The organism is Roseibacillus persicicus, assembly GCF_014651675.1.
GTDB classification, from domain to species: Bacteria; Verrucomicrobiota; Verrucomicrobiia; order Verrucomicrobiales; family Akkermansiaceae; genus Roseibacillus; species Roseibacillus persicicus.
Window position 1 is genome coordinate 14,774 of sequence record NZ_BMXI01000023.1, and the last position, 21,731, is coordinate 36,504.

Below are 21,731 nucleotides of genomic sequence, written 5' to 3' on the forward strand. Positions count from 1 at the left end.
GCTGGACTATTCGCCATGAACCACCCGACGGCGAACCAAATCGAGGGCGAGCTGACTGACCTGTTGTTTGAAGGAGAGACGATTTCGGGGGTCGCACTTTGTGAGAACAAAGGTCTCCTTTCCCTTCTGAGCCAGACCGACGAAAACCGTTCCGATTGGCTTCTCATCACTCCCTCCACCGGGACCCGCGATCCCAGTGACCGCGATTGCCAAGTCGGACCCACTGGCCGCGAGGGCTCCCTCCGCCATTTCCCGGCAGACTTCTTCACTGACGGCTCCGACCTTCGCCAAGGTTTCCTCTTTGACCCCCAGCACGCCGACCTTGGCCTCGTTGGCATACGTCACAAAGCCGTGGGTCAAAACCGCACTGGAACCCGGAACGTTCGTCACGCGGTTGGCGATTAACCCGCCGGTGCAACTTTCCGCTGTTGCCAGCTTCAAGCCTCGTGAGGCCATCTCGCGCACCACGACCTCTTCCAGGCTGGAACCGTCATCGCTCACGTATTGCTTCGAAAAGGACTTCGCTACCAAGTCGCGGGCCGCGGTGATGGCATCATTTCCCCCAATGAGCCGAAGGTCGAGTTCGCCCAAGCGAGCGCAGTAGCCAAACTCCAAGCCTTCGATAGCCTGCAGGTCCTCGTCAATCCCATCCGCAAATGAGCTCTCGCCGATCCCCACAAACTTTAGCTCCACAGCCTCGCCCGCATCCTCGATCCCAGCGAGAGCCCGCAAACGGGGGGCGGCCTCTTCGTGAAACATCGGCCGCAGCTCGCTGGGAGGCCCGGGCAAAAGAAAAATGGCACAAGCGGAAGCCTGACCCAAACGTGGAGGAACATAGATCCCCGGCGCGGTTCCGTTGGCATTGGGCAGCACATCGGCTCCCACAGGGACGAGAGCCTGTTTCCGGTTTCCCTCAGGCATCGCGGCATAACCTCGGGCACGGAAAAACTCGCGCATGGTTCGCACCGCCTGCTCGTCCTCGATCATCTCGATCCCCAGGACTTCGGCGGTTGCCTCCCGGGTGAGGTCATCACTGGTCGGCCCGAGACCTCCGGTGACTATGAGCGCGTCGCTACGCATCACGGACTCCCTCATGGCCTCGTGAATCGCTTCTCCATCAGGAACCGTGGTCTGCCGTTGAACCCGCAGCCCCATCTTCAGTAGCTCCTGCCCCATCCAATGTCCGTGGGTATTCAGTGTTGAACCCAGTAAGAGCTCAGTTCCAGTATTGAGAATTTCGATTCGCACGCTGGCAGCTTCCACCCTTTTCCAGATTCCTCAAATAGGGATTTGGAGAAAATCGGTTCTACTCGAGAACTTTCCCCCTCAGGCTGGCAGGCGGCAGGGTGCATTCCTCCGATGAGCCCCACCATCTCCGTCGATTTCGCGCGATGAAATTGTAGCTGGCGTCTCTCAGAAAACGGGGCATCCAGGACATCAGAACTCCCACACCCGCCCAGATGCCACCCAGCTCCCGCAACATCTGAATCGCCCCGTCACTGCGAAAGAATACTTCGCCCTTTTCCTGATTCCAAAAAGCAAAAGTCTCTGCCCCCTCACCGGGGTCAGGCAAACCGAGCTCGCTCCGGTGCTTGGCCGCAAAGCTGCTATCGAGAGCCGCAAACCAAATGCGCTCGTGCCGATCCATGCGATGGCACCATTGAACCACCCCCGAACAAAGCAGGCAGCCCCCATCAAAGAACACGACATTTTTTCCCGAATCCATCGTCTGATAAGCTAACCCCTGAAACCCAATCTGGCGAGAGCCGACCAGGGGGAAAAAATGGTCATCGAACTGAAACTGACCCTCTCTAAAAAATATGACACCTCGGAAAGTTTTATCGACAGAAAGGGCATCTCTTAACAGTATTTCACCAAAGTAACTTCCATATGAATATTCCAACTACTCGCCGCCAAGTTCTCAAAACTGCCACTGCTGCCGGGACCCTGGCTGCCATGGGCATGCCCCACATCGCCAACGCCCAAGCCGGAAACAACGATACCATCAAGGTTGGAATCATCGGTTGTGGAGGCCGTGGCTCGGGGGCCATCGTGCAAGCTCTCAAGGCGGATCCCAACGTCAAGGTGTGGGCCGCTGGCGACGCCTTCCAAGCGCCCATGGACCGCTGCCTCAAGAATATCGCTTCCCTGGGTGAGCGCGCCATCGTTCCCCCCGAGCGTCAGTTCACCGGCATCGATTGCTACAAAGAAGTGATGGATTCCGGCATCGACGTCGTGCTTCTCACCGCCGCTCCCGGCTTCCGCCCCCGCCACATCGCGGCGGCAGTGGAAAAGGGCATTCATATGTTTGTCGAGAAGCCCATGGCAGTCGACCCTGCGGGTCTTCGCTCGGTGCTCGAGTCGGTCAAGAAAGCCAAGGAGAAGAACCTCTCCATCCAACACGGCTTCTGCTGGCGCTTCCACCCGGCGGTGAAGGAAGCGTATGGCAAGATCACTTCCGGCGAGTATGGTCGCGTGAAAGCGGTTTGGGGCACCTACCTAGCCAGCCCTGTTCGCCCCTTGGCCAATGACGCCAAGAAGCCTGAAGGCATGGGCGACGTCGAGTGGCAGGTCGCCAACTGGATCAACTTCGACTGGCTCTCCGGAGGCGCCCTTCTCGAGCAGGCGATTCACACCACCGACAAGGTGGCTTGGGCTATGAACGATGCCCAGCCCATCGCAGCCATCGGCACCGGCGGCAAAGTCGGCCGCACCGATCCCGGCAATGTCTACGACCACCACAATGTGGCCTACGAATATGCCGACGACGTCTTTTGCCACGTCTCCCAGCGCCAGATTCAGGGTGTTCACAACGAGGTCATCGACCGCGTGACTTGTGAAGAAGCCACCGTCTTTGGCCCCGGTCGTTGCTACGCCAAGGACGTTGCTGGTAAAATGATCTGGCGCTCCAAGCCCAAGCCCGGCGAGGTGCAGGACATGTATCAGGTAGAGCACAATGAACTCTTCGCAGCCCTTCGTGCTGGCAAGCGCATCGATGGTGGCGATCACATGATTCGCTCCACCGCTCACTGTCTCTTGGGAGCTTACGCGGCCCAGACAGGCAAGAAAGTCACTTGGGACGACCTCTGGGGTTCCGAGCTCGACCTCGCGCCTGACCACCTGAAGTTCAGCGACGACTTTCAGCCACAGAGCATGCCGATCCCGGGCCAATTCACTCTCGCCTAAACTCGGAAAGCTCTTTAAGGCATTTTAGAATGAAAGGCTCGCTTGATCAGCGGGCCTTTTTTCCGACCTCTCCCTTTCCCATCATGAATTTCCATCCCTTTTTCCTGGCCTCCCTGTTGCCCTGTCTAGCCCACTGCGAGGAACAACCAACTGCTCCCGAAGACTCCAGCAAGAGCTCCGAGGCTAAGGACTATACCGTCACCGTCTTGCCAGCAGCGCCCGCCACATTGCCGGTTGCCGACCAACTGGAGCTCACCAAGAGGATCCACGCTCTGATTGTGGAAAAAGCCAAGGAGGAAGGCCATGAAGCCTATCAACTTGCGATTCCCAAGGCCGCAGATGCCCCCCTCAAGCTGGTGGCCATCCCCGGAGGGGAGTTTCAGATGGGCGACCCAGCCGCCGATCAACCCAAGATCAAACTTTCTCCCTTCTGGATGTCGGCCACCGAAGTCACTTGGGCACACTACAACCCCTTCTATCTCAACGACCCAAAGTTTGATAAACCCCGGAACAAAGACGGCAGCCGCGATCTCGACAACGACCGCTACACCTCCGAGCAACCGGATTTGGACAAGTCGACTCTCGTGGACGCGGTTTCCCAGCCCACTATCCAGTATCACGACATGTTCATGAGCGGGAGCTTCGCCAACGAAAAGGACTACCCCGCGATGGATATGACCAACCATGCCGCCGCCAAGTTCTGCCAGTGGCTCTCAGCCCAAACGGGCCACTTCTATCGCCTTCCCACCGAAGCCGAGTGGGAATACGCCTGCCGCGCGGGAACAACTACCACCTATTCATTCGGTGACGACGCGAGTCAGCTCGGCGACTACGGCTGGTATATCGACAACAGCGACTTCACGTATCAAAAGGTCGGTCAGAAGAAGCCCAACCCCTGGGGCCTCTACGACATGCACGGCAATGTCGCGGAATGGACCATCGATAGCTTCGAGATCGACGCTCTGAGCAAGCTCAAGGACGGCACGGAGAATCCCTGGTTCTTTCCCTCCAAACGCTACCCGCGGGTGATTCGAGGAGGGTCTTGGGATGATGACGCCGAGATGCTGGCTTCTGCCGCCCGCGTCGCTTCCCACAAGGACCTCAAGATGCAAGACCCCCAGAATCCAAACTCAGTCTGGTATCATACCAATGGCCAGCACATTGGTTTTCGGGTGGTGCGTCCGGTGGCTATTCCTTCCGTTGAAGAGATGCATCTCTTTTGGAACACCGACTTCATTTCGCCCGAGCGCACTGCTGAGGATTTTTAGGCTTTCGCTCGGGAAGGCCGAACCACTCTGTTTTTTAGTTTTTCCATAGATCTAAAAAGGCAGCCCGTGCGGACTGCCTTGATAAAGTCTTTTTCGGAAAGAGCGCTTACTTCGCGGCCGCGTAGTTGGCAGCGACCACGTCCCAGTTGACCACGTTCCAGAAAGCGGAGATGTAGTCCGGGCGACGGTTCTGATAGTTCAGGTAGTAAGCGTGCTCCCAAACATCGAGTCCGAGAATCGGAGTGCAACCACAAGTTCCAGCGGCCTTGCCCATGAGAGGGCTGTCCTGGTTCGGAGTCGAGTTCACGCAGACAGTGCCGTCAGCCTTCACACCCAACCAAGCCCAGCCGGAGCCGAACTGAGTCGCGCCCGCGTTGGCGAACTTCTCCTTCATCGCGTCGAGAGAGCCGAAAGCAGCGTTGATAGCTTCCAGGAGTTCACCGCTCGGCTCGGAAGCACCGCCGGGAGCGATGACTTTCCAGAAAAGGCTGTGATTGGCATGTCCGCCGCCGTTGTTGCGCACCGCGCCGCGGATGTCTTCAGGAACAGCATCGAGGTCGGAGATCAGCTCCTCGATACTCTTGGCCTCGAGGTCAGCCTTGCCTTCGATGGCAGCGTTGACCTTAGAGATGTAGGCTGCGTGGTGCTTGCTGTGGTGAATCTCCATAGTGCGCGCATCGATGTGCGGCTCCAGGGCGTCGTATGAGTATCCCAATTCGGGTAGTTCGTAAGCCATGATCTGTTTTCTGTGTCAGTTTCGTTTTGCCAGCGTCTCGACCTTATGTCAAAACGCTCTCCCGCGAAGCAAAGCATGCCAATCGTTTTGCGCAAGTGACAATCACCATGGTTTCCCTTTCATTTTCCATTCCCTTCCTTGCCCTTTTCTCTTCCAACGAGGCGGCCATCATCTCCTATCAGCTGGCTTGCGGGCTTTTCGGCTTCGTGGCCGGTCTCTTCATGATGTGGCTCATCCTACGGGCCAAATTCGCCACCCTCCGCGTTCGCCAGGAGGAGCAGGCCAGGTCCGCTAAAAAAGCCATCGCCTCTCTCGAAGCCGGTTCTGCAAATCTGGAGGCCGAGCTGACCGAACTTCGCAATACCGAAGTCATCCTCCTCAAGCGTCAGGGCGAACTGGAAGCGACCCTGAGTGGACACAAGCGCCGCCACGTCGAGCAGCAGCAGCTCCTTTCCGATATGGAGGCTCGCTTCGCCAACACCTTCCGCACCCTTTCCACCGACGCCCTGCGCAGCAGCCAGCAGCAATTCGTAACCCTCGCCCAACAAGCCCTCCGCGCCCAGCAGGAGGAAGCGCAGGGAATCTTCGACAAGCGTCACGTCGCCGTCGAACAACTGGTCTCTCCGGTCGCGCAGTCTTTGGAAAAAATGCAGTCCCGCGTCGGCGAGATCGAACAGGCTCGCGAGAACGCTTACACCTCTCTCTTGGAACAGGTCCGCCATCTGGCCGAGTCCCAGGCCTCGCTCAACAAGGAGACCCACCGCCTCGTGCGTGCCCTGCGTCAGCCCAGCGGCCGCGGTCAGTGGGGTGAGATGCAGCTGAAGCGCTGCGTGGAGATGGCCGGCATGCAGGAGCACTGCGAGTTCCTCAACAATAGCCAGGACCCCAGCAACAAGGAAGCCGAAGTCACGGGTGCCCAACTCCATCCCGACCTGCTCGTCAAACTGCCGGGTCACCAACAGGTGGTCGTCGACACCAAAGCGCCAATGGGTGCCTACCTGGATGCCCTGGAAGCGGAGGATGATCAGGAGCGCGACACCCTTTTGATCCGTCACGCCCAGCAAATCAGCGAGCACATCCAGAAGCTGGCCTCTCCAGACTACCTGCGCCAGTTCGAGTCCGCTCCGGAGTTCACCGTCCTTTTCCTCCCCTCGGAATCCTTCTTCTCGGCAGCTCTCAATCACGATCCTTCCCTCATCGAAAAAGGGGTCGACCAAGGCGTGATTCTCGCGACCCCGACAACATTGATTGCTCTGCTGCGCGCCGTGTCCTACGGCTGGCGCCAAGAAGCACTTGCCGAGAACGCACGCCAAATCTCGATCCTCGGCGGCGATCTCTACAAGCGCCTGACCAATCTCACCGACAACTTCACCAATCTGGGACAATCCCTCGACAACACCGTGAAGGTCTACAACTCCGCGATGTCCTCGCTGGAGACCAAGGTCCTGCCCGGAGCGCGTAAGTTCGAAGAGTTGGGAGCGGCAAACATCGAACAACCGATTGCCGAAATCCCCCGCTTGGAAATCCAGGCCCGCAACCTCACCTTCGCGGCAGCGGACAGTGACTCCGACGAGTTCGACAAGTTACTGGAAGCCACCCCCGAAGTTGCGCCAGAAGACAAACAGTTCGAGGGCTTCACCGTCGAGACGCCCGAACCAGAGCCCGAGCCCCCCAAGGGCGAGGACAAGGACAGCAAAGCCAACGCCGCCGCCGAAGATTTGCGCGCCGCCCTCGGGGAAGCCGGCTAGCTCTTTTCCCTGAACTCAGGGCGTCATTTTGCTGAAAACTGGATTTTTTCGGGGAATTTTCCAATTTCAGTGCGACTCTTATCGCTAAGCGGCGTTTATAAGCCATCCCTGTTTCATGAAAATCAAACCGCTAGAGCTGACCCTGATCTCCGTTTTTCTGGTCCTCGCTGTGGTTGGTGGCTGGCTCTTGGTCAGCGATGTGGCGGGGCGAACTGCTCAAAAGAAGGAAAAGTCCGAGTCGCGCACTCCCGTTTTGGTCCAAAGCCATCCGACTGCTCGCAGCAGCGGAAATGCCCCCACCCGCTCCCGCCCCGACACCCAGGGAGATCCTCTTTTTTCCATCCCCAATCAACGACTTGTTCAATTCGACAATGAGGAAGATTACCGGAAATTTCTAGCTTCCCTCGCTGATTCCGACCTCCGCCTTCTCGGCTCCATCGACGCCCTCCGCACGGCTTTGGTCGGCTTTGACAGGCTCAGCGATTTCGACGGCCTCCTCGACTCAGAGGAGATGGGCTACAACTATCTGGTGACCCTTCCCCTGCCTCCAGGAGAAGGTGAGGTGCAAGCCGGAGCGGTCGGATTCCACGGAAATGCCCTCGAGTGGCTCGGCATCACGGGTGACAACAGCACCTGGGGCAAAGGGGTGATCGTGGCCATCATTGATACCGGCGTCACCAACCACGAGGCCCTTACCGGGAGCATTCGCCACATCAATTTGGTGGAGGGCGATGACTCCGCTGACACTTGGCACGGCCACGGCACTGCAGTTGCGTCGCTCATCGCTGGCACCAGCGCCTTGACCCCCGGGGTCTCGCCGGGGGTGTCTCTCTTGGACGTGCGGGTGGCCGATGTGAACGGGGACTCCACCTCCTTCAAACTCGCGGAAGGAATCGTGGCCGCGGTTGATGCCGGGGCGCAAATTCTCAATATCTCCATGGGCAGCTATGGAGACAGTCTCCTTGTTAGAAACGCAGTCGAGTATGCCTATACCAACGGCGCAGTGATCGTAGCATCATCCGGCAACGAAGGATACGACCAGCCAGCCTTCCCCGCGGACTACGCCCAAGTCACCGCCGTGGGAGCGGTCGATCAGGAGGGCACCGTGATCAATTTCTCCAACTACGGAGAGAACCTCGACATGACGGCGCCGGGCCTGGAAGTCTATGCGGCGTGGACAAACGACCGCTACATCGAGTTCACCGGAACTTCCGCCAGTGCTCCCTATGTGACCGCCGCCGTCGCAGCCGCGATGAGCGAATACGAGCTCAACGCGAACAACGCGATGAACCTAGTGACCCAGAACTCGAACGAAGCGGGTGACCCAGGGGCGGACTCATACTACGGCGTTGGCCACCTGGATGTCGGTCGAGTGGTCAATTCTGGCACGAGTGGCATCTACGACATCGCTGCGGTCTCCAATCTCATCACGACCGATGACGGCAACATGGTTCTCGCGGTGGTGCAGAATCAAGGCACGGAGGCTATTACCGGAGCGAAAGTGACCATTACCACTCCCTACTCTTCCGTTCCATTGCAGGTGCAGACTCTGAGCCCCGGCGATATCCAGACCTTCGAAATTCCGACTGCACTCCCAGCGAATGGAGACTTTGAAGTGAGCACTTCGGTCAGCCTCAATTCATCCTTCCAAGATGTCGATCCAAAGAACAATATCAGGAGCAACGTTTTCGAATTCAACTCCAGTCAGTGAAGCTCCTTCTCCTCTTACTCCTCAGTCTGTCGCCGACGTATGGACAGATTCTTGACATCTCGGCGGCCAACCGGGAGTTTGACTATGTCGATCAGAAAAATGGCGTGGGCAATTCCTGCGGGCCCGCGTCCTTGCTCAATTCGTTCGGCGCCGGTACCGAAAGATGGCAAAAGGCCTATCTACAAATTCCCGGGTCCAGCGACCGGGCCCGAATCGCATCCGTGATCAAATCCTGGGGACTCCAACCGTCCACCACCTTCACCAACCGCTCCAGATGGCAACAACGCGGTGGAGTTAATTTTGAAGACTTGGCTGCAATGGCGGAAGACATGCGCAAGATTCATTGGACGCTCCCCAAGGTGAAGTCCGAACTCTTCTTCTCGCCCCCCGGGACAGAGAGCGTCGGTCAGCTGAAGCTTGCCCACAAGCGATTGAGCAAGTCCTTTGACAAAGGCATGCCCCCCATTCTTTCGGTCCGTCGCTTTGTTCTGCGCAAGGGCATTTGGCAGAGTGTTCATGGACACTTTGTGGTTCTCACTGCCATGCCTTCCAAACTCAACCGTGGGGAAACCTCCTTTCCCGTTACTCTCGTAGACCCGGTCGGAGCCAAGTCCTTCGTCGGGACCGTGACCATCGCGGACAGCAGAACGTCTCTTCCTTGCCTCATTCTGAACTGTCCCACAAATCCCGTGGGTAAGACTGCAGTTCAATCCGGAGAACGACACGCCCTTGGCTTGGCAGGCGCAATAGGAGCTTGGTAAGTCCCCTCCTCATGCGTGCAGTCATCCAAAGAGTTAAAAAAGCATCCGTTCATAGCGAGGGAGAGCTTCTCGCCGAACAAGGTCCCGGCCTCCTCATCTTGCTGGGCGTCTCCCACGAAGACGTGGAAACCGATCGCGATTGGCTGGTGCGCAAAGTCGTCGCCATGCGCCTCTTTGAGGATGAAGAGGGCAAGATGAACCGCTCGATTCTCGATACCGGCGGCGAGATTACCGTGGTCTCCCAGTTCACCCTCTTCGCCTCGACCAAGAAAGGAAACCGACCCTCCTATCTGGGAGCCGCGCGGCCGGAGAAAGCCAATCCCGACTACGAAAGCTTCTGCCAAGCCCTATCCGAGGCCTTGGGCAAGCCGGTGGGCCAAGGCCGCTTTGGAGCGATGATGGAGGTCTCGCTCATCAACGACGGCCCCGTGACCATCACCATTGATTCCCGCGATCCCGCCTAACAATTCTCGGGACTACTTCTTCGTCCGCACCGCCGTACCGCAAAACATACAGCGGAACCACTTGAACAAAAGCACATGCAAGGCAGTGCTGACGATCGGACCGGTGAATAAAAAGCGATGGGTGTTCCGATGCTTGTTCGCCCGACTGGGGATAAATTCCTTCTGCCCACACACCCGACATCGCGCCTGTTGCGCGGTGATCAGGTGCAAGAACCCGGCAAGCGGCAGCAAGCCGAACCAAGCTAGCATCAGCCCGTCCACCTCGATCTTTTCAAAAAGGATCAAGGCTCCAAAAACCAAGCTGGCGACGAAAACGAGCCGAAAGACGATAACGAAAAAGGCCGCAGAGAGAATCTTGAAAGGCGCGGGGTGCAGAATTCCCCTCACAAAGGTTCTCGAGTTCGGGTTTTTCCCCCGGTTTGTAGACTCCAAGGCCTTCCGATTGATAGAGGCCGGTTGCTTGGCAATCGGCTCCGGTCGCGGCGCCCGCCGAGGCGCAGGCCGCGAACCCGAGGACTCCCCTTGCTCTTCCTGCTCCGGCTCTTCTTCCAGTTCTTCCTCCGGAAAAATCACCTGCTTCGTCTCGCTGGTTAGACGAGCCTTGGGCAAATCCTGAAGCTCCACCCGCACCTTGCGCAAAGTCTCGCGCGGCATGGGGATGGCTTCTGGGATTTCGTTGGATTCTTCCGGGGGCATGGGACTGGCAAATCAGATTGAGCTACTCGGCATCGAGGGCGGCATGAAGCTCCCGCAGTTGCTTCAGCTTCTCCAACCAAGTCGCGTGACGATCTTTTTCCACCGCCACGACTTCAGGTTTGGCATTTTCCACAAACTTGGGATTCTGCAGCTTTTTCAGAGACTTTTCGACCTCTTTCTCCACCTTCGAGATTTCTTTGGAAAGGCGGTTCTTTTCAGCATCGACGTCAATCAGTCCATCCAGAGGAAGGACGAACTCGCCCGCATTGGTCACCGCAGTTGGAGTTCCTTTGTTGACGACAAAGTCTTGATCGATTTCGACCTTCTCGGCACCGACCAGCAACGCCAGCACATCGGCTTCTTCCGCCAGCCAGTCGACCGCGTTTTTCACCACGAAGCGCACGTCCTTGCGCGTTGCGAGTTGGTATTCGGCCTTCAAGTTGCGCAAGCGACCGGCGACCTCGTAGACCACTTCCGCCCGCGAGACTCTGTCGGGAACATCTGCCAGAAGAGGTTCGCCCGGCAGAACCTCGTTCATCAAAAAGACTCCCTTGTCCACGTAGCCCATGCGCGAGGAGAGTTCCTCGGTAAGGTGCGGCATGAAGGGGTGCAAGGCTTGCAGATAGCGCTGCATGATTTGGTCGAAGACCGCCAGCGTGACCGCCTTGGACTCCGAACCATCATCAGCTCGCAGATCTTTCTTAACCGCTTCCAGGAAACGGTCACAGAACTCACTCCAGAGGAATTCATAGAGCAGCGATCCCAACTCATTGAAGCGATATTCGCTATAGGCCAACGTGAGGTTCTCGGCCATTCGATCGCACTTTTGCAAGACGTCCAGGTGATAGGGTCGCAGCTTGGACACCTCAGGGAGGGACTGCGCGACCGTTCCGCCAGCCATCAACCGCAAGCGGCAGGCATTGTAGAGCTTGTTGGCAAAGTTGCGCCCCTCTTCCACCAACGATTCGTCGAAACGGACATCGGAACCCACTGGTGCGGTTCGTAGCAAGCCAAAGCGCAAGCCGTCCGCCCCATACTTGTCCATCAGGTCGATCGGGTCGGGCGAGTTACCAAGAGACTTGCTCATCTTGCGCCCCTTGATGTCGCGAATGATAGAAGTGAAAAAGACATTGCGGAAAGGCAACTCCCCCTTGAAGTGAAAACCAGCCATCACCATCCGGGCGACCCAGAAGAAGATGATATCCGGGCCCGTCACCAAGTCGTTGGTCGGGTAGAATTTTTTCAATTCAGGACTTTCCTCACCCAACTTGGTCATGGTCGCAAAAGGCCACAACCAGGAGCTGAACCATGTGTCCAGCACATCGTCATCGCGAACCCACTCGCCCTCAGACGGAGCCTCTTCTCCCACGTGAATTTGCCCCGACTCCATATCGGCCAATGTCAGGGACTCGGCGTCTTTAAGTTGAGCCACTTGTTCGGCGCGGTACCACACCGGGATGCGGTGTCCCCACCAGAGCTGGCGCGAGATGCACCAGTCCTGGATGTTCTCCAGCCAGTGCGCATAGGTCTTGGCCCAGCGCTCGGGTCGGTAGGAGATATCGCCATCTGCCACTGCGGCCTTGGCCTCGTCCACCGCAGGATACTTGAGAAACCATTGCATGGAAATCCGAGGCTCAATAGGCACATCCGCCCGCTCGGAATATCCGACATTGTTCTCGTATTCCTCCACTTTCAGGAGCAGTCCCATCTCCTCCAACTTGGCCGCAGCCTTGCGGCGGGCAACGAAGCGGTCAAGACCGTCGAACTCCGGCATATCCGGCAGATTCATCGTCCCATCGGGATGGAGGGTATCGATGATCTCCAAATTGTTTCGAACCCCGATCTCGAAGTCAGCCTTGTCGTGGGCAGGCGTAATCTTGAGCGCGCCAGTTCCAAACTCCGGGTCGACATGCTCATCAGCGATGACTGGAATTTCAGCTTCGGGGAAAGGACGACGCACGGTGCGACCGACATATTTGCCCCAACGTTCGTCCTTGGGAGTCACCGCCACGGCCACATCGCCCATCAGAGTTTCGGGTCGGGTTGTCGCGATCTCAATGAACTCCCCGGGAGCGTCCACCACCTCATACTTCATGTAAAAGAGCTTGGAACGCTGGGCCTTCATGATGACTTCTTCATCCGATAGGGCGGTCAAAGAAACCGGACACCAGTTCACCATACGCTTGCCTCGGTAGATGAGCCCCTGTTTGAAAAGCTCGCTGAAGACGTGGCTCACCCACTCGGAGTAATCCTCATCCATGGTGAAGCGCTCGCGGCTCCAATCGCAAGAGCAACCCAAGCGCTTGAGCTGTTTGATAATGATTCCCCCGTGCTTTTCCTTCCAATTCCACACGCGCTCGAGAAAGGCCTCGCGCCCCAAGTCACGCCTGGTGGTGCCCTCCTCGTCACGAATCTGACGTTCCACTTTCGTCTGGGTCGCAATGCCAGCGTGATCGGTCCCGGGCAACCAGAGCACTTCCTTCCCCTCCTGCCGCGCCCGACGCGCCAAGACATCCTGGATAGTGTTGTTGAGCACGTGGCCCAAGTGAAGAATTCCCGTTACATTGGGTGGTGGAATGACGATCGAATACCCCTCTTTTTCAGAATGAGGGTCGGCGGTGAAGCACCCTTGCTCCAGCCATGCTTCATACCAGCGCTTTTCGACCTCCTGCGGCTCATAGGCTTTGGACAATTCCATTTCGTCAGACATCGCGCCTGCAATGCCTCAAAGGAGCCGGTTTGTAAATAGTGGCGAGCGATTTGCCGCGACTTGCAAGGGGGCCGCAGCCGCCACCCTCTACTCCGAAGACGGCAGAACCCACTCGGAAGCAACGTATTCCTGAATCTGGAACTCATCCTCGCGGAAACCTTTGGCGTTCGTTAGCCGGACCGTCGCCCGCAAGTAGTCTTTCCGTTCTCCAATCAAACGACCGTAGTTCAACTCTTTGCGCAAAGCCTCATCAATCGCATCACCCCGGGTGCAATAGGCCCACACGAAGTCCACCTTGTTCGGAGAAAGAATCTGATACCAAGAGAATAGGCGCTCATCACTGCGAGCATCGAAATGAGGCTCTTTGGCCAACCAACAACGCATCAGCACGGGCTGGGTCAAGGTCTGGCCCGGCAGCTCGATAACGGGTATGTCGGAGCGTGCTTCGGTGGCATCGACATCCATCAACACCTCACCCTCATCCCGGACGAAGTAGGCTCTAAAGTCGTGAAAGTCCTTCTTTTGCCCCATCAAAACCATGAATCCCGCATCGCCCGAAGACCCGTAGTCCCAAACCAGATCCGTTGGCACGCTGGTATCGAAGGCCACCCATTCTCCGGCACGTTCCAGTTGAACCAAGCGCTCGGCTTGCTCGGGACTGCGCACCAATGGCGAAACTTCCTCCAGAGTGAAACCCTCCTGGCTGACCGTTTCGAGAGTATTGAGACCGATTTCAAAGGCCTCGCCCGGATTCTTGATAAACCAATCTTCCGCTTCAACCTGACCCGCTCCACTCAGGACATCGAAATCCAGACCCATTCCGCTATTCCCGGATGCCGTCTTGCCACGCTTGCCACCGCTCACGATCATCAGGCCCACCAGAACCACGGGTATGGCCAGACCGAGAATCGCCCACAACATCCACGGACTCCCTTTGCGTCGCTTTTCCTTGGAGCCCCAATCCTCCTCCTTGGTGCCCTCGCTGCCGGCATTCTTCAAGGTCTCTACCTGCTCGCGCACGTTGATCGGCCGGAGCTCTTCCGTCGATTGCATTTCACGCAAGAGCTGCTGCCGCTTCAGATAGAGCGTCTCACGATTGGAATTGCTTTTACTAACGCGACGCCCCTCGGGCAGGTTGGATGGATTTTCTGGTTCACTCATAGTGACTCTATTCTTCGGTGGACTCCCCTGATGCGGCATTTTCCACATCCAAGCTACGCCAATGTTCGGACAAAAGCTTCTGAATTACCATTCTTTCTTCACCGGTAACGGGGTCTTGGACCCACTCCAGCTCCACGGTTGCACGCCGCAGTTCCTCGGGGTCTCTGGACCACAACTCGGAATAGCCCTCGCTCTGGCCTTCGCGGTCGGCAAAAAGGTGCACGAAATCGGAAACAATTCCATCCGTCCCCTCCAGGAGGATAGCCTGACTCGCTTCCCGACGACGCCGCTCCCGATTGCGGTAGGGTGGCTGAATTCTGACTTTGAGCCACTGGCTGAAATCCGAGCCTTCCCCTTCGGAAACCTTTTCCACATAAACCCGAAAGACCCCTTTCCTGGTGCCTCCGATTCTTTGCCGGAAGACGGTCCAGCTTTCCGTGGAGTAACGGGCGAAATGCTCCCAATCGACTACCCAAGAGTCATCAACCTTCACAAAGACAGCCTCGACCGGACCACTCTTTCCCCCATCCCAAACCACCTCGACGAAACCGGGACTTTCCTCGAATGCGACATTCCAAAAAGTCGGGTTCCCCTTCAAATCCGAGGCCGAGAACTTGCGTGAATTCTCCTTGAAGTAACGAGTCATCTTTCGGTCGAGCTGATTGGCCTTCAGGGCGAACTCCGCCATCTGACTCGTCGAACGCGCTTCGAGGAAATTGCGGAACGTTCTCGTGATGAGGGGATACTCCTGTTTGTAAAACTCTCTCTCCTCCCCGGACAGCCGCTCTTCAACCGTTGGAGCATTCTTGTTGTTGGCTGCAAACTGCTTTTGCAAATTGGATACCACAAAGAGGACCAAAGCCACCGCGCCCAGCCACAAGATCCCCCAGCCCAAGTAGACTTTGACCGCAGGCTGATTCTTCTTCTTGAGCCGTTTGCGTCGCTCACCCCGCTCCCGCTGGACGTCCTCGATATCCTTGGTAGGCACGACGGGTTCTGGAATCTTTTCCACGCTGCCGAATTGCTCCGCTCCCCCCTTGGGCTTGAGCGCAATATTCCGCTGGATCGCATTCGACGAGGAGGCAGGAAGCACAGGCGATGGCGCCAAGACCTTTTGCTCGACCTTCTTTGGCAGCTCAAACTTCCCCTGACATTCGGAACAACTCGCGAAGCCATCCCCTGTAGCAGCAGACGGCCCCCCGCAGTCCGGACAAATGAAGATGCCCCTCGCCTTATCAATCATTGGGAAAAAGTCTCTCTTACTCCTTCCTTCGCTGCAAGCCTTGAGAGCCCCTACTGCCCCATCATGGCACGTTCGACGACCAAAGCGGCCAACTCCTCGGTGGCTTGGTCCAATTCTTCCACCGCAGCCTTCAAGAGCGGTCCGCTCTGTTGCTCGGCCCCCAGCTGTTCACGGACCTTCGTCTCAGCCTCTCTCACCTTCTCCAAATCATCCGCAGACAAAGCCTCACCCAGCTCGGCCAAAGCCGGAACCAAAGCCCCCAAGAGCTCTTCCGCCTTCAGCTTGGCTTCCACAAACACCCGCGCGCTCATATCGGCAAAGGCATGGTCGACACTCTCCGAGACCATCTGCTCGACCCGAGCATCAGCCACATCCACGGCGGAACTTTCGATGGTCAAGACAGTGTCTTTCCCCGTCGCGGTATCCCGGGCCAAAACCTCCAACAAACCACTGGCATCCAGCGAAAACTGCACCCCGACCCGGGCCTGCCCCTTGGCCGCCGCTTCGAAGGGGACCTCGACCATCCCCAGTTCCCAATTGTCTTTCGCCAACTCGCGCTCGCCCTGCAAGATTCGGATCCGCATCGCCGTCTGACCAGCCACCGCATTGGTGAACATTTCGCCGGCCTTGCAGGGAATGGTGGTGTTGCGCGGGATGAGCACATTCATCAATCCGCCAACGGTCTCAATCCCCAAACTCAGGGGGGTGACATCCAACAAAACCACCTCCCGAACTGCCCCGCTGATGATTCCCGCTTGAATCGCGGCACCTAGCCCCACCGTCTCATCCGGGTCCACGCCCTCAACCGCAGACCGCCCGAAGATGGTCTCCACGCGAGCTTTGACCGCCGGAACCCGGGTGCTGCCACCCGCCAGCACTACCGCTTCAATCTCTTCAGGCCGCACCCCGGCATCGGACATCGCACGCCGACAACACGCTTCTGTTTTTTTCAAGAAAGACTCAATACTCGCTTCGAAATCCTTTCTGCGAATCACCTTCTCCACCCCTTGCCCGAGCAAGAACGGGACTCGAAAGACCGCCTCCTCGTCCTCACTGAGCGCAAATTTGACTCGCTCGGCCTCTTCCAAAACTCGCCCGCGCTCTCCTTCGTCCAGTTCATCCAGCCTGACCCCGGCGGCTTTCACAATCGCCTCGTCAAAATCGTCACCCCCCAGGCGCGTGTCCCCGGCAGTCGCGAGAACCTCAAATTGTCCGGACCGGATTTCCAGAATCGATACATCGAAAGTCCCCCCGCCCAAATCGTAAACCACTACCCTCTTGTCCTCCCCCAGCTTGTCCAGACCGTAGGCCAAGGCCGCCGCAGTCGGCTCACTGAGCAAACGCACAACCTCCAGGCCCGCCAGTTCACCCGCCCGATGGGTTGCTCCCCGCTGCCCTTCGTTGAAGTAGGCGGGGACCGTTATCACCGCCTTCTTCACCTCGACGCCCAGGCGTTCTGACGCAATCTCTTTCAACTCCTTTAGAATCTCGGCACTCACCTCTTCAGGACTCCGCCCTCCCACCGTCTGCGAGGTGCCCATCAGTCTTTTCACACTGGTCACCACGCCCCCCATTCCGCGACGACGCTTGGCACGAATTCCCACCTCGACTTCTCCCTCACCGCCATACCAAACCGCGCTCGGGGTCAAGCGGCTGCCGGCGGAATCGGCCAGCAAGATGGGAAAACCCGACTCCACTACACCTACCGCCGAATTGGTTGTTCCCAAGTCGATTCCTAAAATCACCTCAATGCTCATATCAAAAAAATTCCTAAACCAGTCCCTCCCACAACTTCCCATAGCAGCTCTGCAACTGCGCCTTCCACTTGCGCAAGAAACCCAATTCCCCGCGAACCCGGAGCGCTTCCTCGAACTCCCCCAGACGAGCCTGGCCCTCCAGTTTCGAGAAAGAAGCGGTCACCCTTTCCTTCCAATCATTGACTTCTTGCAAAAGCTCTTCCACCCGCGACTTCCACGCGAACCCCTCCTTCTGCCACAGGGCTTTTCCCAGAGCCGAACTCACCGCGCCCCCTTTGCCCAACCAGTCATCGACGCCTGCCAGCACCTCACTGACCCGGGCAAACATCCCGCCCACCTCCTCCGAGACCGCTCCCGAGTGAGCCACCGCGACCTCGTGCACCCGTAACCATTGCTCCAGACGCTGGTAGTCATCCCGCAAGCCATCATAAGCTTCCCGAAGGCGCTCGAACTGACCGCGCTCTCCCCCCGCATCCGGATGAGCTCCCTCGCTCGCCACTCGAAAGGCCGCTTCAACCTCCGCTGACGCCACCGCCAGTTGGACCGGGATCCCCAGCACTTCCCAATGGTTCATGCCGCAAAACTTTCCCCACAGGAACAAGTCACCAGCGCATTGGGATTCTGCACCTTGAAGCCACCCTGCTGCAAATCATCGGAGTAGTCCAATTCACTCCCACTGACAAAGAGCGCGCTCTTGGGGTCGATCACCACCTTCACGCCATTGCTCTCCACCAGAACGTCGCGATCTCTGGGACCATCGACCAAATCCATCTGATATTGAAGGCCACTACAACCGCCTCCCACCACCGCTATCTTTAAAGCACCCTGCTCCCGTCCTTGCTTTTCCAACAATGAACGCAAATGGGAGGAGGCTCCATCGAGAACCTTCACCAGCTTTTCATTCCCAACCGTATACTTGACCGTTGCCACGGCGGGATACTAGCGCAATCGCACCGCCCCACAACCCCTGACCGTGCTTTGCGAGCGAAGAAAAGACGTTTTTAAGCGCCACGACTTGAAAATAGTTGTCGAAAGAAGCAAATTACCCTCTTGACGTCCAGCGTCAGGGCCCCTAGCCTCCGCGCCCCTAAGAAAAACTGATGGCAACTATGGCAAACGATAATTTCCGCGGAGTCGAGATGAAAAAAGGAGAGCCCGTCGACCGTGCTCTCAAGCGACTCAAAACCAAGCTCGATACCGAGGGAATCTTGGAGGAGATGCGTCGCCGTCGTGCTTTCGAGACTCCTACTCAGAAGTTCCAACGCAAGCTCCGCACCGCTTCCAAGCGTAACAAAGTGCGTTGGCAATACTCCAGCCGCACTCCTGAGAAGGAAGGCGAAACCAGCGAAGATTAATTTTCTTCCAAAATCAATTTTTCAAAGAGGCGTCCAATCGGACGCCTTTTTTGTGGGTAGTTGACTCGCTCCAAGCAGGACCTCAAGAACACTTGTGAACCCGACCGCCAATGTCCAAGCAAAGAAGAAGCTGCGGCAAGCGCAGCTATCTGATGGACACAAAGCGCCCCGCCCCCGCCGGCACTACAGCAACTGGGTCTCAGCCAAGAGACGGTAGGTTCCATTGGCCGCCAGCAACTCATCGTGGGAGCCGCTTTCCACGATTTGCCCGCCGCTCAAGACGTGGATGCGGTCGCAGGTGCGCACCGTTCCCAGACGATGGGCAATGATCAAACTCGTGCGACCTTGCATGAGCTTCTCCAATGCCTCCTGCACCAGTCTCTCGCTCTCCGAGTCCAGCGCACTTGTGGCCTCATCCAACATCAATATTTTCGGATCGGCCAGAATCGCCCTCGCGATGGCAATTCGCTGACGCTGCCCTCCGCTCAGACGCATTCCTCTCGGCCCCACCACCGCTTCGTACTTTTCGGGAAAGCCTTCAATGAAGTCAGCAGCATTGGCCTCGCGCGCCGCATGCTCAATCTCCTCCTGACTCGCGCCAGGTTTTCCGTAGGCAATATTTTCCGCAATCGTTCCGCCAAACAGATGCACATCCTGCGGCACGACCGCGATGGCCGAACGAAGATCTTCCAGCGACCAGTCGGTCAATAGCTTGCCATCCAGAGAAAGCTCTCCGCCGGTGACTTCATGGAATCGCTGCAACAAGGCAAACAAGGTCGACTTCCCACCCCCACTCGGACCGACGAAGGCGACCTTTTCCCCTGCCGCCACATCGAAGGACAGTCCCTTGATCACCTCCACATCGGGTCGGGAAGGATAGGCAAACCGAATCTCTTTCGCCGCAAGGCGCCCCTCCACCTCGTGGCTCTCACTTCCGCCTTCATCCTCGGGCTTCTCGTCGAGAATCTCGCGCAAGCGCTCGGTCGCACCGTTGGCCTTTTGCACCTGGCTTACAATCTCGGGGAAAGAGCCGAGGGAAGCCCCTACGAAGACGCTGAAGAGGATAAACGCTACAAAGCCCTGTTGGGTAATCTCGGCTCGCGCCAACATCCCGGCCCCAAACCACGCCACTACCGAAATTGTTCCAAAGAGCACAAAGATAATGAAGGCAATGAAGGCCGCGCGAGCCTTGGCACCCTTGAGAACCACGGATAGATACTCCGAGAGTGATTCTTCGTAGCGATTCTCTTCAAAAGTCTCGTTGCGAAAAGACTTCACCTCGGAAATTCCCTGAGTGCTCTCCTCAATCACAATCGAACTTGCGGCGAGAGAATCCTGCGCGGACTTGGAATAGCCCCGCACCTTGCGGCCGAAAAACGCCACCGCCAGCACCACCACCGGAATGATGGCCAACATAAAGAGCGCGAGCTTCCAGGACGTTACGAAGATGAAAACCAAGCCCCCGATGAGAATGACAGTCTGACGAATCATCTGCGGCACGGTGGTCAGAAGAGTTTCCCGCAAGACCGAAAGATCAGCCGCCACGCGACCGGAAAGCTCTCCCGCCCGGCTCTTTTCGTAAAAGTTCATCGGGAGATGGACGAGATGACTGAAGACCTCCCTCCGAATATCATTCAAGGCACTTTCCCCGGCCTTGATAAAGCCTCTTACCCGCCAATAGGAGACGAAGGCTTGCAGCGCGAGCACCGCAATCAAAGTCAGGACCGTACGGTTGATCCCCTCGGTCACCCGCTCGACATCGAGCATCTCAGCCTCACCGAATTTGACCCCGCCGATCAATTGACTCAGGAAAAAAGGAAAAGCGAGAGAGAGCCCGGCCGTGATGAACAACGCAACCAGAGCCGGATAGAAAGTCGATTTGTAATTCCCCAGATAGCTGTAGAACCCCATAACCGGCAGCTTCTTACCCGACTTCCCCTTTTCCGATTCGCCCGACTTGGCCTTACGCTTCCGCATGGGTGCAGTGGAAAGCAGCAGGCTTCATCCGTCAAACAACAAGGCTGGCGATGCCGAAATAGAAGTGGATACGATCCGAATGAAACCAACCAGCTTGGCGCCGACCGACGACGGAAAGGAACAAAGTTTGCACTTGGGTCTCTCGAGGTTCTAGTTGAGATTCCCGCACACAAATTATGTCCGAAGTCGATGCCCAGCCACCCAAAGAGAACCCGCTTACCAATATCCTGGTCAATGTTCTCATTCCCGTCATCGCCCTCAGCAAGCTCAGTAAAGATGCCGCCTTGGAGGCCGACCCCAAGCTCTGGCACGTGGGGCCTATCTGGGCTCTGGTCATCGCGTTGGCTCTACCCCTCGGCTACGGCATCTGGTTTCTGTTCAAGCACCGCAAACTCAACTTCTTCTCCGTTGTCGGGCTTGCCTCAGTCTTGCTCACCGGTGGCTTGACCCTCTTTCTTTGGAACAAGGACGGTTCGGTCAACCCCTCTGCCCCCCTTCTCTTTGGACTGAAGGAAGGCTCGATTTCCTTTATTCTCGGCATGGCTGTTTTGGTCTCCCATTGGACCAAGACCCCACTCCTCAACACCTTCCTCTACAATGATCAGATCTTTGACCTGAAGCGCATCAATGGGAGGATTGAGGAAAACTCCAACCAGGAGTCCTACGCGAAGCTGCTTTTCCATTGCACCCTCATCTTCACCTCCTCCTTCTTCATCTCGACCGTGTTGAACTTTTTCGTCGCCCAATACTTTCTCAGCCCGGACAAGATTGACTACTCCGCCGTCAACGCCCGCGAACTTTACAACAATGCGGTAGGCAAAATTACCTGGTGGGGTTTCCTCGTCATTGGCCTTCCCATGACCGCCTTTCTCGTCTGCTGCATGCTCTACCTACTCAAGGGCCTGCGCCGCTTGACCGGGCTGAAAAATGACGAGCTGATGCTTCCGCGATAAGGCCC

At 57.2% G+C, this 21,731-nt stretch carries 19 protein-coding genes; 8 read left to right on the forward strand and 11 right to left on the reverse strand.

Annotation, left to right across the window (positions count from 1 at the left end; translation table 11 throughout):
• Positions 1 to 6 precede the first annotated feature (6 nt).
• Positions 7 to 1,263, reverse strand: coding sequence for a competence/damage-inducible protein A (locus IE099_RS19620; protein ID WP_229809607.1), 1,257 nt, complete (start codon positions 1,261 to 1,263; stop codon positions 7 to 9).
• Between the two features lie 43 nt (positions 1,264 to 1,306).
• The gene (locus IE099_RS19625) at positions 1,307 to 1,726 is read right to left on the reverse strand and encodes a thiol-disulfide oxidoreductase DCC family protein (RefSeq protein ID WP_189574151.1); all 420 of its coding nucleotides are present in this window, start codon (positions 1,724 to 1,726) and stop codon (positions 1,307 to 1,309) included.
• Between the two features lie 164 nt (positions 1,727 to 1,890).
• Here IE099_RS19625 and IE099_RS19630 point away from each other — a divergent pair, with 164 nt between their 5' ends.
• A complete protein-coding gene (locus IE099_RS19630; RefSeq protein ID WP_189574154.1) occupies positions 1,891 to 3,186 on the forward strand; it encodes a Gfo/Idh/MocA family protein in 1,296 nt (431 codons plus the stop codon).
• A gap of 83 nt (positions 3,187 to 3,269) precedes the next feature.
• Positions 3,270 to 4,454: a formylglycine-generating enzyme family protein gene (locus IE099_RS19635; protein ID WP_189574157.1), complete on the forward strand. Its 1,185-nt coding sequence runs from the start codon at positions 3,270 to 3,272 to the stop codon at positions 4,452 to 4,454.
• 106 nt (positions 4,455 to 4,560) lie between these two features.
• Here the strand turns inward: IE099_RS19635 and IE099_RS19640 are convergent, their stop codons facing one another.
• Positions 4,561 to 5,190 carry a superoxide dismutase gene (locus IE099_RS19640; RefSeq protein ID WP_229809608.1) on the reverse strand — a complete coding sequence of 210 codons (630 nt, stop codon included), beginning with the start codon at positions 5,188 to 5,190 and terminating at the stop codon, positions 4,561 to 4,563.
• 107 nt (positions 5,191 to 5,297) lie between these two features.
• Here IE099_RS19640 and IE099_RS19645 point away from each other — a divergent pair, with 107 nt between their 5' ends.
• The 4 genes from IE099_RS19645 to dtd all read left to right on the forward strand — a co-directional run bounded on the left by IE099_RS19645 (position 5,298) and on the right by dtd (position 9,874).
• Entirely contained in the window at positions 5,298 to 6,938 is a 1,641-nt protein-coding gene (locus IE099_RS19645) for a DNA recombination protein RmuC (protein WP_189574160.1), read from the forward strand.
• A gap of 115 nt (positions 6,939 to 7,053) precedes the next feature.
• A complete protein-coding gene (locus IE099_RS19650) occupies positions 7,054 to 8,649 on the forward strand; it encodes a S8 family peptidase (protein WP_189574163.1) in 1,596 nt (531 codons plus the stop codon).
• Positions 8,646 to 9,410, forward strand: a complete 765-nt coding sequence (locus tag IE099_RS19655; protein ID WP_189574166.1) for a hypothetical protein — start codon at positions 8,646 to 8,648, stop codon at positions 9,408 to 9,410. The genes IE099_RS19650 and IE099_RS19655 overlap by 4 nt, the downstream gene beginning before the upstream one ends.
• Before the next feature lie 11 nt (positions 9,411 to 9,421).
• Positions 9,422 to 9,874 (forward strand): D-aminoacyl-tRNA deacylase, encoded by a 453-nt coding sequence (dtd, locus tag IE099_RS19660; protein WP_189574169.1) that lies wholly within the window; start codon positions 9,422 to 9,424, stop codon positions 9,872 to 9,874.
• A gap of 12 nt (positions 9,875 to 9,886) precedes the next feature.
• On the opposite strand, the gene IE099_RS19665 is transcribed toward dtd, so the two are convergent.
• The 7 genes from IE099_RS19665 to IE099_RS19695 form a co-directional block, all read right to left on the reverse strand.
• Positions 9,887 to 10,570, reverse strand: a complete 684-nt coding sequence (locus IE099_RS19665) for a hypothetical protein (protein WP_189574172.1) — start codon at positions 10,568 to 10,570, stop codon at positions 9,887 to 9,889.
• Positions 10,571 to 10,592: 22 nt separating this feature from the next.
• A complete protein-coding gene (locus tag IE099_RS19670; protein WP_229809609.1) occupies positions 10,593 to 13,268 on the reverse strand; it encodes a valine--tRNA ligase in 2,676 nt (891 codons plus the stop codon).
• Positions 13,269 to 13,367: 99 nt separating this feature from the next.
• Positions 13,368 to 14,441, reverse strand: a complete 1,074-nt coding sequence (locus IE099_RS19675; protein WP_189574189.1) for a hypothetical protein — start codon at positions 14,439 to 14,441, stop codon at positions 13,368 to 13,370.
• A gap of 7 nt (positions 14,442 to 14,448) precedes the next feature.
• Complete coding sequence (locus IE099_RS19680; protein WP_189574192.1) at positions 14,449 to 15,684, reverse strand: hypothetical protein; 1,236 nt, start codon at positions 15,682 to 15,684, stop codon at positions 14,449 to 14,451.
• Between the two features lie 50 nt (positions 15,685 to 15,734).
• Complete coding sequence (locus tag IE099_RS19685; protein ID WP_189574195.1) at positions 15,735 to 17,441, reverse strand: Hsp70 family protein; 1,707 nt, start codon at positions 17,439 to 17,441, stop codon at positions 15,735 to 15,737.
• 13 nt (positions 17,442 to 17,454) lie between these two features.
• The gene (locus tag IE099_RS19690; RefSeq protein ID WP_189574198.1) at positions 17,455 to 18,015 is read right to left on the reverse strand and encodes a BAR domain-containing protein; all 561 of its coding nucleotides are present in this window, start codon (positions 18,013 to 18,015) and stop codon (positions 17,455 to 17,457) included.
• Entirely contained in the window at positions 18,012 to 18,371 is a 360-nt protein-coding gene (locus IE099_RS19695) for a HesB/IscA family protein (RefSeq protein WP_189574201.1), read from the reverse strand. The genes IE099_RS19690 and IE099_RS19695 overlap by 4 nt, the downstream gene beginning before the upstream one ends.
• A gap of 170 nt (positions 18,372 to 18,541) precedes the next feature.
• Here IE099_RS19695 and rpsU point away from each other — a divergent pair, with 170 nt between their 5' ends.
• A complete protein-coding gene (rpsU, locus tag IE099_RS19700; protein ID WP_229809610.1) occupies positions 18,542 to 18,796 on the forward strand; it encodes a 30S ribosomal protein S21 in 255 nt (84 codons plus the stop codon).
• A 183-nt stretch (positions 18,797 to 18,979) separates the two neighbouring features.
• On the opposite strand, the gene IE099_RS19705 is transcribed toward rpsU, so the two are convergent.
• Positions 18,980 to 20,773: an ABC transporter ATP-binding protein gene (locus IE099_RS19705; protein WP_229809611.1), complete on the reverse strand. Its 1,794-nt coding sequence runs from the start codon at positions 20,771 to 20,773 to the stop codon at positions 18,980 to 18,982.
• 176 nt (positions 20,774 to 20,949) lie between these two features.
• Between IE099_RS19705 and IE099_RS19710 the strand changes: the two genes are divergently transcribed.
• Positions 20,950 to 21,726 carry a VC0807 family protein gene (locus IE099_RS19710; RefSeq protein WP_189574204.1) on the forward strand — a complete coding sequence of 259 codons (777 nt, stop codon included), beginning with the start codon at positions 20,950 to 20,952 and terminating at the stop codon, positions 21,724 to 21,726.
• The last annotated feature ends 5 nt before the right edge of the window (positions 21,727 to 21,731 follow it).

Bases quoted from the DNA above. Each gene is read 5' to 3' on its own strand.
- IE099_RS19625 (WP_189574151.1), bottom strand. From the start codon at position 1,726: ATGGATTCGGGAAAAAATGTCGTGTTCTTTGATGGGGGCTGCCTGCTT.
- IE099_RS19630 (WP_189574154.1), top strand. From the start codon at position 1,891: ATGAATATTCCAACTACTCGCCGCCAAGTTCTCAAAACTGCCACTGCT.
- IE099_RS19635 (WP_189574157.1), top strand. From the start codon at position 3,270: ATGAATTTCCATCCCTTTTTCCTGGCCTCCCTGTTGCCCTGTCTAGCC.
- IE099_RS19640 (WP_229809608.1), bottom strand. From the start codon at position 5,190: ATGGCTTACGAACTACCCGAATTGGGATACTCATACGACGCCCTGGAG.
- IE099_RS19645 (WP_189574160.1), top strand. From the start codon at position 5,298: ATGGTTTCCCTTTCATTTTCCATTCCCTTCCTTGCCCTTTTCTCTTCC.
- IE099_RS19650 (WP_189574163.1), top strand. From the start codon at position 7,054: ATGAAAATCAAACCGCTAGAGCTGACCCTGATCTCCGTTTTTCTGGTC.
- dtd (WP_189574169.1), top strand. From the start codon at position 9,422: ATGCGTGCAGTCATCCAAAGAGTTAAAAAAGCATCCGTTCATAGCGAG.
- IE099_RS19665 (WP_189574172.1), bottom strand. From the start codon at position 10,570: ATGCCCCCGGAAGAATCCAACGAAATCCCAGAAGCCATCCCCATGCCG.
- IE099_RS19670 (WP_229809609.1), bottom strand. From the start codon at position 13,268: ATGGAATTGTCCAAAGCCTATGAGCCGCAGGAGGTCGAAAAGCGCTGG.
- IE099_RS19675 (WP_189574189.1), bottom strand. From the start codon at position 14,441: ATGAGTGAACCAGAAAATCCATCCAACCTGCCCGAGGGGCGTCGCGTT.
- IE099_RS19680 (WP_189574192.1), bottom strand. From the start codon at position 15,684: ATGATTGATAAGGCGAGGGGCATCTTCATTTGTCCGGACTGCGGGGGG.
- IE099_RS19685 (WP_189574195.1), bottom strand. From the start codon at position 17,441: ATGAGCATTGAGGTGATTTTAGGAATCGACTTGGGAACAACCAATTCG.
- IE099_RS19690 (WP_189574198.1), bottom strand. From the start codon at position 18,015: ATGAACCATTGGGAAGTGCTGGGGATCCCGGTCCAACTGGCGGTGGCG.
- rpsU (WP_229809610.1), top strand. From the start codon at position 18,542: ATGGCAACTATGGCAAACGATAATTTCCGCGGAGTCGAGATGAAAAAA.
- IE099_RS19705 (WP_229809611.1), bottom strand. From the start codon at position 20,773: ATGCGGAAGCGTAAGGCCAAGTCGGGCGAATCGGAAAAGGGGAAGTCG.
- IE099_RS19710 (WP_189574204.1), top strand. From the start codon at position 20,950: ATGTCCGAAGTCGATGCCCAGCCACCCAAAGAGAACCCGCTTACCAAT.